The sequence below is a fragment of the Variovorax sp. Varisp36 genome (assembly GCF_047304235.1).
Classification (GTDB): domain Bacteria; phylum Pseudomonadota; class Gammaproteobacteria; order Burkholderiales; family Burkholderiaceae_C; genus Variovorax.
Window position 1 is genome coordinate 35,157 of the sequence record NZ_JBGLYU010000001.1, and the last position, 13,362, is coordinate 48,518.

Sequence of the window (13,362 nt, forward strand, 5' to 3'; positions counted from 1 at the left end):
CGTGGGACACCGCGGAACCGGCTTTGCCGGGCCGCTGGTGTTGCCCCCGGAAGGGGGTTGACGGAGCGACACGAAGTGCGCGAAGGCTGGGGGAGAGCTCCGTTTTCGGCGCGCGGCCGCGGATCATGGTGAGCAGGGTTCGGGGCACCAGGGCGACCATCACGAGGTGCACGGCGACGAAGGCGACGATGGCCGCCATCGCGAAGAAATGGATGCGGCGCGCGAACTCGTAGCCGCCCATCAGTTCGCGCAGCACGGGGAACTGCACCGACTTCCACAGCACCAGGCCCGACAGCACGATGACGATCAGGTCGAGCATCACGAACAGGTAGGCCAGCTTCTGCACGCTGTTGTAGTGGCGCGGGTCGGCATGCGAGAGCTGGCCTTTCAGTGCGGCCAGCGCGTCGTGCCAGACGCCGCGGGGCGTCACGGGAAAGAACTTGCGCGCCAGCCGTCCGCTGGCGATGTTGATGGCGAGGTACACGAAGCCGTTGAATACCAGCAGCCACATCGCCGCGAAGTGCCACTGCAGCGCACCGCCGAGCCAGCCGCCGAGCGTGATGACGGCCGGAATGGTGAACGGGAAGAACGGCGACGCGTCGTAGATGCGCCAGCCGCTCGTCGCCAGGATCATCACGGCCAGCGCGTTGAGCCAGTGCGTGATGCGCATCCACAGCGGATGGATCGGGCGGCGATCGGACGCCGCGGCCGGGTCGGCAGGAGGGGCGATGGCTGAGCTGTTCATGGGGTGGATTGTTGGGCGCACCCCATGGCCGATTCATCACGCAAAGTTCAATTAATCGTGATAACTCCAGAACCCGGATGGCGGGACAATCGAGGCCATGGACACCCCCAAACGCGTGCTGATCGTCGAGGACGACGCCCATATCGCCGAACTCCTGCGCATGCACCTGCGCGACGAAGGCTATGCGGTCGAGCACGCCGCCGACGGCCATGCCGGCCTGCGCGAGCTGGAGCGCGGCAGCTGGGACGCGCTGGTGCTCGACCTGATGCTGCCCGGCATCGACGGCCTCGAAATCTGCCGCCGTGCCCGCGCCATGACACGTTACACACCGATCATCATCATCAGCGCGCGGTCGAGCGAGGTGCACCGCATCCTCGGGCTGGAACTGGGCGCCGACGACTACCTGGCCAAACCTTTCTCGGTGCTGGAGCTGGTGGCCCGCGTGAAGGCGCTGCTGCGGCGCACCGACGCGATGGCGCGCAACGCACGCATGGAGTCCGGCAGCCTCACGCTCGGCAACCTCGGCATCGAGCCGTTGGCGCGCGAGGTGCGCGTGGACGGCAGGCTCATCGAGCTCACGCCGCGCGAGTTCGACCTGCTGTATTTCTTCGCGCGCAACCCGGGCAAGGTGTTCTCGCGGCTCGATCTGCTCAATCAGGTCTGGGGCTACCAGCACGATGGCTACGAGCACACGGTGAACACGCACATCAACCGGCTGCGCACCAAGGTGGAGGCCGACCCGGCAGAGCCACGGCGCATCCTCACGGTGTGGGGGCGCGGCTACAAGTTGTCAGCCACCGGGAGCGGGGAGGACGTGGCGTGATCGCCTGGGCCACCCTGTCGCGGCGGCTGTCGGCCGTGTTCGCGGTGCTGCTGCTGGTGTGCTGCGGTGCCTCGGTGTGGCTGCAGGTGCGCTCCAACGGCATGCACGAGCAGGAGGTCGTCCAGCGCCTGTCGACCGGGCTGGCGGCGCACATCGCGGAAAACTCCGAGCTGATGAAGCCGGGCGGCCTCGACCAGGAAGCGGTAAAGGACCTGTTCGACAAGCTGATGGCCGTCAACCCGAGCGTGGAGGTCTACCTGCTGGGGCTCGACGGCCGCATCGAGGCGCAGGCCGCACCGCCCGGGCACCTGAAGCGCGACAGGGTCGCGCTGGGGCCGATCCGCAAGCTGCTGTCGGGCGCGCCACTGCCGATCGCGGGCGACGACCCGCGCAGCCTCACAACCTCCAAGGTATTCAGCGCCGCGCCGCTGCGCATGGGCGGGCGCGATGCGGGTTACGTCTACGTGGTGCTGCAGGGCGAGGACCACGACGCGCTGGTCGCCAACGTGGGCGCCGACAACGTGCTGCGCACCACGCTGTGGTCGATGGGGCTGGTGGCGCTGCTCGGGCTGCTCGCGGGCCTCGCGGCCTTTCGCCTCATCACGCGGCCGTTGCGCGAGCTGACGGCGGCGGTGAAGCGCTTCGAGACCGAGGGCATCGCTTCACTCGAAAGCGAAGCGCCCACGCTGGAGCGCCTCTCCCACGGCACTGACGAAATCGCCCAGCTGGGCCAGGCCTTCACGCAGATGACGCGCCGCATCGCCGAGCAATGGCGCGAGCTCACGCTGCAGGACCAGCAGCGCCGCGAGCTGTTCGCCAACATCTCGCACGACCTTCGCACGCCGCTCACTTCGTTGCATGGCTACCTCGAGACCCTGCTGCTCAAGGCGGGCACGCTCGACGAGTCGGAGCGACGGCGCTACCTGGAGATCGCGCTCGGCCAGAGCCGCAAGGTCGGCCGGCTCGCGCAAGAGGTGTTCGAGCTGGCGCGGCTCGAATACGGCGTGGTCAAGCCCGAGAAAGAGAACTTCGCGCTGGCCGACCTCGTGCAGGACGTGTTCCAGAAGTTCGAGCTGGCGGCCGAAGCGCGCCATCAACGCCTCGAGCCCGACATCGCACCGGGCCTGCCGGTGGTGTCGGCCGACCTCGGGATGATCGAGCGCGTGCTGACCAACCTGTTGGACAACGCCATCCGCCACACGCCCGAGGGCGGCGAGATCGTGGTGCAGCTGCGGGCGGAGAACGCGGGCGTGACGGTGCAGGTGAGCGACACGGGCCCGGGCATTCCGGGTGAACTGCAGAAGGCCCTGTTCATGCGCCCGGTGTTCATGAACGGTTCGCGCACCGACAGCGCCAGCAGCGGCGGGCTGGGCCTCGTGATCGTGAAGCGAATCCTGCAGCTGCACGGCAGCGACATCCGGCTGGTGCAGCAGCCCGACAAGGGCGCGGTGTTCCGGTTCCAGTTGGGCGGGGCGGCGGGGGGCTGAGGCCCAAGCGCCGGCGGCCCCCGGCGATGCCCGTTCAGTTCTTGCGGCGCGTGACGACCACCGTCGCTTCGAGGCCCTCATAGGCCTCGGCATCCCCATACCAGCTGCCCGAGATCGGCGCCGCCTGCGCCGGGTCGCGCGTGACGCCCACGCGGATCAGTTGGCCGCTGCCCATCAGATTGTTGGTCGGGTCGAAGGCCAGCCAGCCGATGCCCGGCAGGTAGGCCTGCAGCCAGGCATGCGTGGTGCCGGCGCCGGTCATCGATTCGCCCTGGGCCTGCGCGGCGTTGTCGAGCGCGGCGTCATAGATGTAGCCCGAGACGAAACGCGTCGCGATGCCCAGGCGCCGCGCGGCTTCCATCATCAGCAGCGCGTAGTCGCGGCAACTGCCGCTGCCGAGCGCCAGCGTGACGAGCGGCGTTTGCGTGCCTTCCTCGTCGCGTGCCTTGTATTCGAGACTCTGGCCGATGTGCGCGTTCATGCGTGCGAGCACCTCGCGCGTGCTGTTGGGCTTGTCGGTGTGCAGGAACTGGTGGGCCCAGCGGATCAGCGTGCCCTGGGCGTCGTCGTCGTGGTGCGGGCGCAGGTAGTGCTCGAGGTCGAGACGCTCCTGCACCGAGTAGGCAAAGGGCAGGAATTCGGCGGCCGGGTCGAGCGCCAGCTGGTCCTGCTGCGCCGGCACCTGCTCGATGGTGAACGAGCAGACGATGCGCAACTCGGTCGCCTCGCCCATCGGCTGCACCAGCGCCACGGAGTTGGAATGCGGATCTTGAATGAGCCGGGTGAAGGCCTGCGGGCTCACCTGCAGGTCGGTGGCCAGCACGCGCAGGTCATGGCTGTCGCGCGGGCGGAACATCACACGGTGCTGGCCGAAGGTGACCGGCTTCTTGTAGCGGTAGACGGTGGTGTGCTTGATGTCGTACTGGATGGCCATGCGCCGCATTCTCACGCGTTCGCGTGGCAAAGCGGTGATTGCGCTGGCGTATGCCACAAAATCGGCGCACCTATGGGGACTGCCGGATCGACCACCGCGGGCAGTTTCGGGGCAGGGCGCTGGCTAGAGCCGCTGCGTTCCAAGCGCCTTGGCCAGCGTGGCCGGCAGGGGCAGCGGCTCGGCATGCCACTGCGCAGCCAGCAGTTCGGCGCACAGCGCAGCGAAGCTCAGGCCGCGCGAACCCAATGCGGTGCAGGCCCAGAGGCCCGGTGCTTCCGCGCCGATCGGGCCGACCAGCGGGCGCCGGTCGCCCGAAGCACAGCGGATGCCAACCCAGCTGCGGACCTTGCCGTGCGCGAACGAAGGAGCCAGCGCAGCGGCCGACGCCGGGTGCAGCCGCGCAAGGCGCTCCCGGTTGGAGTCGCTGTCGGCCGCGGTCGGGGCGAGGTCCGTGCTGTCGCGGTCGAAGGTCGCGCCGGCCAGCCAGATCGGGGTGCCTTCGGCATCGGGCACGCGTGCGACCAGATGGCCGTCGCCGTTCAGGGGTGTGGCGGGCAATTCGATGCCGTCGGCCATGTAGCCCCAGGCGACCTGGCCGCGCACCGGCTGCAGGGGCAGCTTGGGGGCGAAGCGGCCCGATTCGAAGCCTGCGCAAATGACCACGCGGTCGGCGTCTGTCAGCAACTCACCGGCCGGGTCGAACAATTGCCAGCTGTTCGCACGGCGCTCCAAGCGTGCCACCTGGCATCCGCCGCGAAACTCGACGCCCGGCTGGCGCAGCCATGCGGCGATCAGCCGGTGCGGCCGCACCCAGGCGGCGCGTGCGTGCCAGAGGGCGGGCACATCGACCGGCAGGCCAACCGCCGCCAACTGCGCCCCATTCGCGGGCCACGATTCGTTGGGCCCGTCGTCGTTCCAGCCGGCCGGAACGCGCACATCGCCATCGGGCCGGCGCTCCAGCACACCGCTGGCGCGCCAGTCGCGGCCTTCTTCGAGCAGCCGCGTCAGCTCGATCCACGTGGCGCGGATGCCGGCACGCGTGAGGCGCGAGAGCAGGGAGTCGTCAGGCGACACGTGCGGCGCCAGCATGCCCACGGGCAGCCCCGAAGCGCCTGATGCGGGCCGCTCGGCGGCATCCAGCACCGTGACCTGCCAGCCGCGCCGCGCCAGGCTGGCCGCCACGGCCGCGCCCGCAAGCCCGGCACCAATGACGGCGCAATGGTCTGGCGTGCCGATTCGCTCGGGCATGGGGCCGCGGCGGCGCACCGTCCAGGCGGGCGCGAACACGCCGTGCAGGCAATCGCGCTTGGGCGGCAGGCCCTGGCGCTTCTCGACCGTGAACCCGAACTGCACGAGCGCATCACGCACCGCCCGTGCGATGGTCCAGGTGGCGATGCGCGTGCCCTGCCGCGCGAAGCGAGACACCGCTTTGAGCGTGTCTTCCGACCACATTGCAGGGTTCTGCTGCGGGCTGAAGCCGTCCAGAAAGATGCTGTCGGCCTCGAAGCGCTGAGCGCGCAGCATCGGCTGCACGTCGCCGATGCAGAGGGTGAGCAGCACGCGGCCCTCATCGAACGCCAGCCGGTGAAAGCCGGGCAGCAGCCCATGCCACTGCGCAGCCAGTTCGCCGGCGAGGGACGCCAGTTCGGGATACGCGCCGGCCGCGCGCAGCAGATCGTCGGGTGAAACCGGATGCGCCTCGACCGAGACGAAGTGCAGCATGCGCGGCCGCGCCGAATCCGAGCGCCACGCCTGCCAGGTTGTCAGGAAATTGAGGCCCAGCCCGAAGCCGGTTTCGAGAATCAGCCATTGCGGCTGTCCGGCCCAGGCTTCGGGCAGGCCACAGCCACCCAGGAACACATGGCGCGATTGCGCCAGGGCCCCGGTTTCGGTGTGGTAGATGTCGTCGAAGCGTTCGCTCCGGGGCACGCCGTCGGCGCGCCAGGCCACCGGTTCTGCGTTCACGACGCAGCGGCGGCGATCAGCTTCCGGAAGGGGGTACGTAACCCTGGGCCACGTCGGCGCCTTCGCCGAAGAAATGCTTTTCCATCTGCCGCGCCAGGTACTGGCGGGCGCGCAGGTCGGCCAGGTTCAGCCGGTTTTCATTGACCAGCATGGTCTGCTGCTTGAGCCAGGCGGCCCAGGCTTCCTTGCTGACGTTTTCCCACAGGCGCTTGCCCAGATCGCCTGGGTAGGGCGGGAAGTCGAGCCCTTCGGCCTCTTTGCCGAGCTTGATGCACTGAACCATGCGTGCCATTTCGATTGCCTTTGAACGGGAAAAGTGGGGAAAGCGGGTGCTTAGTTGATTTGGCTATTTAGAACTGAAAACTTGGTTGTTCCAGTTTCTATATGTCGTATTGAGAATACGCAGCTTCATTGATATGCCTTTTTAGAGCAAGACACCATGAGCCTTCGCCGCGACTTTATCAAGCTTTCCCTGGGTGCCGGTGCGGCCGGTGCCATGGCCCTGTCGGCGTTGCCGGCGTTCACGCAGCAGGTTCCTGCCGCGGCCAAGGGTCCGGTGACGCTGCTGAACGTGTCGTACGACCCGACGCGCGAGCTCTACGTGGACTACAACCAGGCCTTCGCCAAGTACTGGAAGGCCAAGACCGGCCAGGATGTGTCGGTCAAGCAGTCGCACGGCGGCTCGGGCAAGCAGGCACGCTCGATCATCGACGGCATCGACGCCGACGTGGCCACGCTGGCGCTGGGCGGCGACATCGATGCCATCGTCAAGCATGGCGGCCTCGTCAACGCGGACTGGCAGAAGCGCCTGCCGCACAACTCGGCTCCCTATACCTCGACCATCGTGTTCCTGGTGAAGAAGGGCAACCCCAAGGGCCTGAAGGACTGGGACGACCTGATCAAGCCCGGCGTACAGGTGATCACCCCCAACCCCAAGACCTCGGGCGGCGCCCGCTGGAACTACCTGGCGGCATGGGAGTTCGCCAAGCGCAAGTACGGCAGCGACGCCAAGGCCAAGGAATACATCGGCAGCCTGTTCAAGAACGTGCCTGTGCTCGACACCGGTGCGCGCGGCTCGACCATTACCTTCGTGCAGCGCGGCGTGGGCGACGTGCTGCTGGCCTGGGAAAACGAAGCCTTCCTGGCGCTGAAGGAATTCGGCCCCGAGAAGTTCGAGATCGTCGTGCCGTCGATCTCCATCCTGGCCGAGCCCAGCGTGTCGGTGGTCGACAAGGTCGTCGACAAGAAGGGCACGCGTGCCGTGGCCGAGGAATACCTGAAATACCTTTACTCCGACGAAGGCCAGGACATCGCCGGCCGCAACTTCTACCGCCCGACGTCGGACAAGGCGAAGGCCAAGTACGACAAGCAGTTCCCCAAGCTCACGCTGGTGACCATCGACCAGGCCTTCGGTGGCTGGGCGAAAGCCGACAAGGAGCATTTCGCTGACGGCGGCTCCTTCGACCAGATCTATACGACCAGGCAGAAGTAAGAAGCCAACCCGCTGCCAAGCCGGCAGTGCAGGGCGCCGTTCGACGAGTGCCGTAGCCCGGCTCGCCCTGAATTTCCGAAGATCAAAAACGAAAGCTTCCCGTGTCCGTTCTCCTGATTGCCGGCAGTCCCTCGACCCCGTCCCGCTCTACCGCGTTGCTCGACGCGGTGGGCGAGCGCCTGGCCCAGCGCCATGCGCGGATCGAGCGGCTCGCCATCCGCGAGTTGCCGGCGCAGGCGCTGCTGCTGGCCGACTGGAACCATCCGGCCATCGTGAACGCGATTGCCAAGGTGGCCGAGGCCCGCGTTGTCGTGGTGGCCACGCCGGTCTACAAGGCGGCCTACAGCGGTGTGCTCAAGGTCTTCCTCGACCTGCTCTCGCAGAACGCGCTCAAGGGCAAGACGGTGCTGCCGCTGGCCACTGGCGGCAGCCCGCACCACATGCTCGCGCTCGACTACGCATTGCGGCCCGTGCTGCAGTCGCTGGCGGCGCGTCACATCCTGCCGGGCGTCTACGCCAGCGAATCGCAGATTGCGCTGACGCCCGAGAACGCCTACCAGGTGCACCCCGACCTGGCCGAACGGCTCAACGAGGCCACAGAGGTGCTGGCCACGGAAGGCCTGAAGCTGCCCGCGACCCACGGCTTCGAGCCGGTGCCGTTCTCCCGAGTGCGATGTAGCGTCTGAAAGCGCGGACTCGTCGCGAGTCCGGCTTCTCGACCTCACCCTTCATTCCCGCTGTTTTGAGAACCGCCTGCGCGCGGTGCGGGACAGCCTTTGCCCGACGTTTTGCAACACCAAGGAATCTCCGCATGAACCCCGTTGCCACCGAAGACTCCGTGCTCGACACGACGCCGCGCTCCCTCTGGCACGCGCTGGGCGATCTCGCCGTGAGCGTCGTCGTCGTCAGCGCCATCGCGCTGATCGTGAGCTTCATTGCCGCCGCCTGAGCGCGGCGCATTCCACACAAGCCTTGCCATGACACAACAGATTTCTGCTCCCCGCCGCCGCCTGATCCAGGGCGCTGCCGCCGCCATCGCGCTGCCTTCCTCGTTCGCCGCATTGGCGCAGGCGCCCGCGCGCCAGTTCCGCATCGGCCACCAGAAGGGCTATCTCACGTTGCTCAAGGGCCGCGGCACGCTCGAGAAGCGCCTGGCACCGCTCGGCGTGAGCGTGAAGTGGACCGAGTTCACGGCCGGCCCCGTGCAGCTCGAAGCACTGAACGTCGGCTCGATCGATTTCGGCGACGTGGGCGAGGCGCCGCCCATCTTCGCGCAGGCCGCCGGTGCGCCGCTGGCCTACGTGGGTGCGACGGTGCCGCGTCCGCAGGCCGAGGCGGTGCTGGTGCCCAAGGGCTCCGCCATCAAGACCGTGGCGGATCTGAAGGGCAGGAAGATCGTGCTCAACAAGGGCTCGAACGTTCACTACTTCATCGTCAAGCTGGCCGAAAAGCACGGCCTCGCATACGCGGACCTCAACCTGGTCTACCTGCCGCCGGCCGATGCGCGCGCCGCGTTCGAGAAGGGCTCGGTCGACGCATGGGTCATCTGGGATCCGTTCCTGGCCGCGGCCCAGAAGTCGCTCGACGCGCGCATCCTGGCCGACGCCACCGGCGTGGTCGGCAACCGCGGCTACTACTTCTCGTCGCTCGACTACGTCGCGAAGAACGCCGACGTGCTCGCGATCGCGATCGAGGAAGTCAACAAGGTCGACACCTGGGGCGCCGCCCACAAGGACGAACTGGCCACCGAGCTGGCCGCGCTCTGGGGCCTGCCCAAGCCGGTGGCCGACCTCGCGCAGGGCCGCACGGCCTTCGGCACCTCGCCCATCACCAAGGCCATCCTGGGCGAGCAGCAAAAAATTGCGGACACCTTCTTCGCGCTGAAGCTGATCCCCAAAAAGATCAACGTGCTCGAAGCCGCCGGCGCGGGGATCGCGTGATGCAGATCTTCTGGTTCCTCCCCACGCACGGCGACAGCCGCTACCTCGGCACGAGCGAAGGCGCGCGCCCCGTCGACCTGGCCTACCTGCAGCAGATTGCCGGCGCGGCCGACAACCTCGGCTACGAAGGCGTGCTGATCCCGACGGGCCGTTCGTGCGAAGACCCTTGGGTCATCGCCTCCAGCCTGATCGGCTCGACGAAGAAGCTCAAGTTCCTGGTCGCGGTGCGCCCCGGCCTGCATCAGCCCAGCCTGGCCGCGCGCATGGCCGCGACCTTCGACCGGCTCTCGGGCGGGCGTGTGCTCGTGAACCTCGTGACCGGCGGCGACCAGACCGAGCTCGAAGGCGATGGTGTCTACCTCGACCATGCATCGCGCTACGAGCAGTCGGCCGAGTTCATCCGCATCTGGCGCGAGATTCTTGCGCGCAGCCACGGCGGGCAGGCCTTCGACTACGAGGGCCGGCACCTGAGCGTGAAGGGCGCGAAGCTGCTCTATCCGCCGGTGCAGAACCCTCATCCACCGGTGTGGTTCGGCGGCTCGTCGGCCGCCGCGCACGAGCTTGCGGCCGAGCAGGTCGATGCCTATCTCACATGGGGCGAACCGCCCGCGGAGGTGGCCAGGAAGATCGCCGACGTGCGCAACCGTGCCGCGCGCAAAGGGCGGACGGTGGAGTTCGGCATTCGCCTGCACGTGATCGTGCGCGAGACCGAAGACGCCGCATGGAAGGCTGCCGAGGAACTGATCAGCCGCGTCGACGACGAGACGGTCATTCGCGCCCAGGCCGCCTTTGCGCGCATGGACTCCGAAGGCCAGCGCCGCATGGCCGCGCTGCATGCGGGCGGCGCCAGGCGCTCGCGTGCAGAACTGGAGATTTCGCCCAACCTCTGGGCCGGCGTGGGCCTCGTGCGCGGTGGCGCCGGCACCGCGCTGGTGGGCGACCCGAAGACCGTCGCGGCGCGCATCGAGGAGTACGCAGCGCTCGGCCTCGACAAGTTCATTTTCTCGGGCTATCCGCACCTCGAAGAGGCTTACCGCTTCGCCGAGCTGGTGTTCCCGCTGCTCTCGCGCAAGGCGAAGACGCAGCTGGCCGGCGGCTCGCTGAGCGGCCCGTTCGGCGAAGTCGTTGCCAATCTCGACGCGCCCTCGCGCCTCGCTTCCCAAAGCTAGAAATGACGCACATCCCCAGTCTTCGCGCACTTCGTGTCGCTTCGCCAACCCCCTTGCAGGGGGCAACACCAGCGGCCCGGCAAAGCCGGCTCCACGGTGTTTCTTGAAAAGAGGGAATCACATGACCGAACAAGTTCAGGAGCTGCCGGCCGTGGCGCCGGTGGAAAACACCGGCAGCACGCTCGCAGGGTTCGCCGTCAACGTCGCGAAGCGGCTGGTGCCGTGGCTCGTGCCCGTCGGGCTCATCGTGTTCTGGCAGATCGCGTCGTCGCTGGGCTGGCTCAGCACCCGCGTGCTGCCGGCGCCGGTCGACGTGGTCAAGGCCGCATGGACGCTCACGGCCTCGGGCGAGCTGTGGACACACGTGAAGGTCAGCGCGGGCCGCGCGCTGGCGGGGCTCGCCATCGGCGGCGGGGCAGGGCTCGCGCTGGGCCTGCTGACGGGCTCGGTGAAGTTCGCCGAGACGCTGCTCGACTCCACCATCCAGATGGTGCGCAACATTCCGGCGCTCGCGCTGATCCCGCTGGTGATCCTGTGGTTCGGCATCGACGAATCGGCCAAGCTGTTCCTGATCTCGGTGTCGGTGTTCTTCCCGATCTATCTCAACACCTTCCACGGCATCCGCAACGTCGATCCGCAGCTGATCGAGATGGGCCGCACCTATGGCCTGTCGCGATGGCAGCTGTACCGCGAGGTGATCCTGCCGGGGGCGCTGTCGTCGATCCTGGTGGGTCTGCGCTTCTCGCTCGGCCTGATGTGGGTGATCCTGATCGTGGCCGAGACCATCTCGGCGCAGGCCGGTATCGGCTACCTCACGATGAACGCCCGCGAGTTTCTGCAGACCGACATCGTGCTGGTGGGCATCCTGCTGTACGCGCTGCTCGGCAAGCTGGCCGACCTGTTCGCGCGCGGGCTGGAGCAATGGTGGCTGCGCTGGCACCCCGGCTACCAGAAGAAGGCGAAATGAGGGCCGAGGCATGACACATTCGTCCATCATCTCCCGACGCGCGGCCATCGCCACGCTGGGCGCAATGGGGGCCAACACGGTGCTTGCACAGGGCGTGGCCGCGCGGCCGGTCATCGTGCGGCTCGGCTACCAGAAGTCGTCGACGTTGATCGCCGTGCTCAAGGCACAGGGCGCGCTCGAGAAGCAGCTCGCGCCGCTCAAAGCCGCGCTGAGCTGGCACGAGTTCACCAGCGGCCTGCCGCTGCTCGAAGCGCTGAACCTCGACAACCTCGATATCAGCGCCGACGTGGCCGACACCGTGCCCGTGTTCGCACAGGCGGCAGGCGCCGACCTGACCTTCATCGCGCAGGAAGCGCCGTCGCCCGCCGCGCAGGCCATCGTCGTGCGTGAAGATTCGCCGCTCAAGATCGTGGCCGACCTGAAGGGCAAGAAGGTCGGTTTTGCCAAGGCGGCTGGTGCGCACTACCTGCTGATCGCCGCGCTCGACAATGCCGGTCTGTCGTTCAAGGACATCGAGCCCGCCTACCTCACGCCTGCCGACGGCCGCGCAGCCTTCGAGAAGGGCGCGATCGACGCCTGGGTGGTGTGGGATCCGTTCCTCGCCGCCGCGCAGCGCCAGTCGAAGGTGCGCGTGTTGGCCGACGGCACGGGCATCGCGTCGTACCAGCGCTACTACCTGGCGCGCACCAGATTCGCGAAGGCGCGACCCGACGTGCTGCGCGTGGTCTATGCCGAACTGGAGAAGACCGGCCGGTGGGTCAAGCAGAACCCGAAGGAGGCGGCCGCATTGCTGTCCCCGGTGTGGGGCCTCGACGCCGCGACCATCGAACAGGCCAACGCCCGCCGCAGCTACGCGGTGCGCCCGGTGGCGCCCGAGGGTCTGGTCGAACAGCAGCGTATCGCCGACGCCTTTTTCGCCGAAAAGCTGCTGCCCCGAAAGATCGATGCGCTGAATGTGGCGCTGTTCAAGCCTGGAGCCTGACCCATGAGTGCCGTTCTGAAAGACATCCAATCCCAGGCCATCGCCGGCGGCGTGCGCCTCGAAGCGCGCGGCCTGCACAAGCGCTATGGCGCGCGCGAAGTGCTGCGCAACACCCGGTTGACCATCGAGCCGGGCCAGTTCATCGCCATCGTCGGGCGCAGCGGCTGCGGCAAGAGCACGCTGCTGCGGCTCGTCGCGGGCCTGGAGGAGCCGAGCTCTGGCGGGCTCTACACCGACGGCAAGGCCGTGAACGGGCTGCACGACGACACCCGCATCATGTTCCAGGAGGCGCGCCTTCTTCCCTGGCGCCGCGTGCTCGACAACGTGACGCTGGGCCTGTCGAACGATGCGAAGGCGCGCGGCAAGGAAGTGCTCGCGCAAGTCGGGTTGGCCGACCGTGAGAACGAATGGCCTGCACGCCTGTCGGGCGGGCAGCGCCAGCGTGTGGCACTGGCGCGCGCGCTGGTGCACCACCCGCGCCTGCTGCTGCTCGACGAGCCGCTGGGCGCGCTGGATGCGTTGACGCGCATCGAGATGCACCGCCTCATCGAGAACCTGTGGCAGCACCACCGCTTCACCGCGCTGCTGGTGACGCACGACGTGCAGGAAGCCGTTGCGCTGGCCGATCGCGTGATCCTGATCGAAGACGGCCGGATCGCACTCGACGAGAACATCGCGCTGGCCCGTCCGCGCTCGCAGGGCGACCCTGCCTTTGCGGCGATTGAAAAACGAATCCTCGACAGGGTGCTGCAGAAGTCCGAAGAGACCGACGCGCAAAGCACCGATGCCAGTTGGCTTACGCCCCCGGCCCATGCCCTGCGCTGGGCAATTTGATGTTCACCCCCCAGGCTTGCCCAC

At 67.8% G+C, this 13,362-nt stretch carries 13 protein-coding genes and 1 pseudogene; 10 read left to right on the forward strand and 4 right to left on the reverse strand.

Going from position 1 to position 13,362, the window contains the following annotated elements:
* Positions 1 to 103: 103 nt before the first annotated feature.
* Positions 104 to 745: pseudogene (locus ACCD11_RS00185) on the reverse strand (cytochrome b/b6 domain-containing protein); the annotation flags it as partial.
* A 97-nt stretch (positions 746 to 842) separates the two neighbouring features.
* Here ACCD11_RS00185 and ACCD11_RS00190 point away from each other — a divergent pair.
* The gene (locus ACCD11_RS00190) at positions 843 to 1,568 is read left to right on the forward strand and encodes a response regulator transcription factor (RefSeq protein WP_007829274.1); all 726 of its coding nucleotides are present in this window, start codon (positions 843 to 845) and stop codon (positions 1,566 to 1,568) included.
* Positions 1,565 to 3,055 carry an ATP-binding protein gene (locus tag ACCD11_RS00195; RefSeq protein WP_413311593.1) on the forward strand — a complete coding sequence of 497 codons (1,491 nt, stop codon included), beginning with the start codon at positions 1,565 to 1,567 and terminating at the stop codon, positions 3,053 to 3,055. Before ACCD11_RS00190 ends, ACCD11_RS00195 begins: the two co-directional genes overlap by 4 nt.
* A 34-nt stretch (positions 3,056 to 3,089) precedes the next feature.
* Here ACCD11_RS00195 and ACCD11_RS00200 read toward each other — a convergent pair whose 3' ends face one another.
* From ACCD11_RS00200 to ACCD11_RS00210, 3 genes are all read right to left on the reverse strand, one after another.
* Positions 3,090 to 3,989 (reverse strand): transglutaminase family protein, encoded by a 900-nt coding sequence (locus ACCD11_RS00200; RefSeq protein ID WP_413311594.1) that lies wholly within the window; start codon positions 3,987 to 3,989, stop codon positions 3,090 to 3,092.
* Positions 3,990 to 4,112: 123 nt separating this feature from the next.
* Entirely contained in the window at positions 4,113 to 5,954 is a 1,842-nt protein-coding gene (gene mnmC / locus ACCD11_RS00205) for an FAD-dependent 5-carboxymethylaminomethyl-2-thiouridine(34) oxidoreductase MnmC (protein WP_413311595.1), read from the reverse strand.
* Between the two features lie 16 nt (positions 5,955 to 5,970).
* Entirely contained in the window at positions 5,971 to 6,246 is a 276-nt protein-coding gene (locus ACCD11_RS00210) for an oxidative damage protection protein (protein WP_007829266.1), read from the reverse strand.
* Between the two features lie 147 nt (positions 6,247 to 6,393).
* On the opposite strand from ACCD11_RS00210, the gene ACCD11_RS00215 reads away from it, so the two are divergent.
* From ACCD11_RS00215 to ACCD11_RS00250, 8 genes are all read left to right on the forward strand, one after another.
* Positions 6,394 to 7,446, forward strand: a complete 1,053-nt coding sequence (locus ACCD11_RS00215; RefSeq protein WP_413311597.1) for a sulfate ABC transporter substrate-binding protein — start codon at positions 6,394 to 6,396, stop codon at positions 7,444 to 7,446.
* A 101-nt stretch (positions 7,447 to 7,547) separates the two neighbouring features.
* Entirely contained in the window at positions 7,548 to 8,132 is a 585-nt protein-coding gene (gene ssuE, locus ACCD11_RS00220; RefSeq protein WP_007829262.1) for an NADPH-dependent FMN reductase, read from the forward strand.
* Between the two features lie 125 nt (positions 8,133 to 8,257).
* Positions 8,258 to 8,395 (forward strand): hypothetical protein, encoded by a 138-nt coding sequence (locus ACCD11_RS00225; RefSeq protein ID WP_007829260.1) that lies wholly within the window; start codon positions 8,258 to 8,260, stop codon positions 8,393 to 8,395.
* A gap of 28 nt (positions 8,396 to 8,423) precedes the next feature.
* The gene (locus tag ACCD11_RS00230) at positions 8,424 to 9,386 is read left to right on the forward strand and encodes a sulfonate ABC transporter substrate-binding protein (protein WP_413311598.1); all 963 of its coding nucleotides are present in this window, start codon (positions 8,424 to 8,426) and stop codon (positions 9,384 to 9,386) included.
* A complete protein-coding gene (gene ssuD / locus ACCD11_RS00235; RefSeq protein ID WP_413311599.1) occupies positions 9,386 to 10,555 on the forward strand; it encodes an FMNH2-dependent alkanesulfonate monooxygenase in 1,170 nt (389 codons plus the stop codon). The genes ACCD11_RS00230 and ssuD overlap by 1 nt, the downstream gene beginning before the upstream one ends.
* 121 nt (positions 10,556 to 10,676) lie before the next feature.
* Entirely contained in the window at positions 10,677 to 11,522 is an 846-nt protein-coding gene (ssuC, locus tag ACCD11_RS00240) for an aliphatic sulfonate ABC transporter permease SsuC (RefSeq protein ID WP_007829255.1), read from the forward strand.
* A gap of 10 nt (positions 11,523 to 11,532) precedes the next feature.
* Positions 11,533 to 12,504 carry an aliphatic sulfonate ABC transporter substrate-binding protein gene (locus tag ACCD11_RS00245; protein WP_413311601.1) on the forward strand — a complete coding sequence of 324 codons (972 nt, stop codon included), beginning with the start codon at positions 11,533 to 11,535 and terminating at the stop codon, positions 12,502 to 12,504.
* Positions 12,505 to 12,507: 3 nt separating this feature from the next.
* Positions 12,508 to 13,338 (forward strand): ATP-binding cassette domain-containing protein, encoded by an 831-nt coding sequence (locus tag ACCD11_RS00250; RefSeq protein ID WP_007829253.1) that lies wholly within the window; start codon positions 12,508 to 12,510, stop codon positions 13,336 to 13,338.
* Positions 13,339 to 13,362 lie beyond the last annotated feature (24 nt).

What these genes read in the sequence shown, in the direction of transcription:
- ACCD11_RS00190 (WP_007829274.1), top strand. Translation starts at nt 843, where the DNA reads ATGGACACCCCCAAACGCGTGCTGATCGTCGAGGACGACGCCCATATC.
- ACCD11_RS00200 (WP_413311594.1), bottom strand. Translation starts at nt 3,989, where the DNA reads ATGGCCATCCAGTACGACATCAAGCACACCACCGTCTACCGCTACAAG.
- ACCD11_RS00210 (WP_007829266.1), bottom strand. Translation starts at nt 6,246, where the DNA reads ATGGCACGCATGGTTCAGTGCATCAAGCTCGGCAAAGAGGCCGAAGGG.
- ACCD11_RS00215 (WP_413311597.1), top strand. Translation starts at nt 6,394, where the DNA reads ATGAGCCTTCGCCGCGACTTTATCAAGCTTTCCCTGGGTGCCGGTGCG.
- ACCD11_RS00225 (WP_007829260.1), top strand. Translation starts at nt 8,258, where the DNA reads ATGAACCCCGTTGCCACCGAAGACTCCGTGCTCGACACGACGCCGCGC.
- ACCD11_RS00230 (WP_413311598.1), top strand. Translation starts at nt 8,424, where the DNA reads ATGACACAACAGATTTCTGCTCCCCGCCGCCGCCTGATCCAGGGCGCT.
- ssuD (WP_413311599.1), top strand. Translation starts at nt 9,386, where the DNA reads ATGCAGATCTTCTGGTTCCTCCCCACGCACGGCGACAGCCGCTACCTC.
- ssuC (WP_007829255.1), top strand. Translation starts at nt 10,677, where the DNA reads ATGACCGAACAAGTTCAGGAGCTGCCGGCCGTGGCGCCGGTGGAAAAC.
- ACCD11_RS00245 (WP_413311601.1), top strand. Translation starts at nt 11,533, where the DNA reads ATGACACATTCGTCCATCATCTCCCGACGCGCGGCCATCGCCACGCTG.
- ACCD11_RS00250 (WP_007829253.1), top strand. Translation starts at nt 12,508, where the DNA reads ATGAGTGCCGTTCTGAAAGACATCCAATCCCAGGCCATCGCCGGCGGC.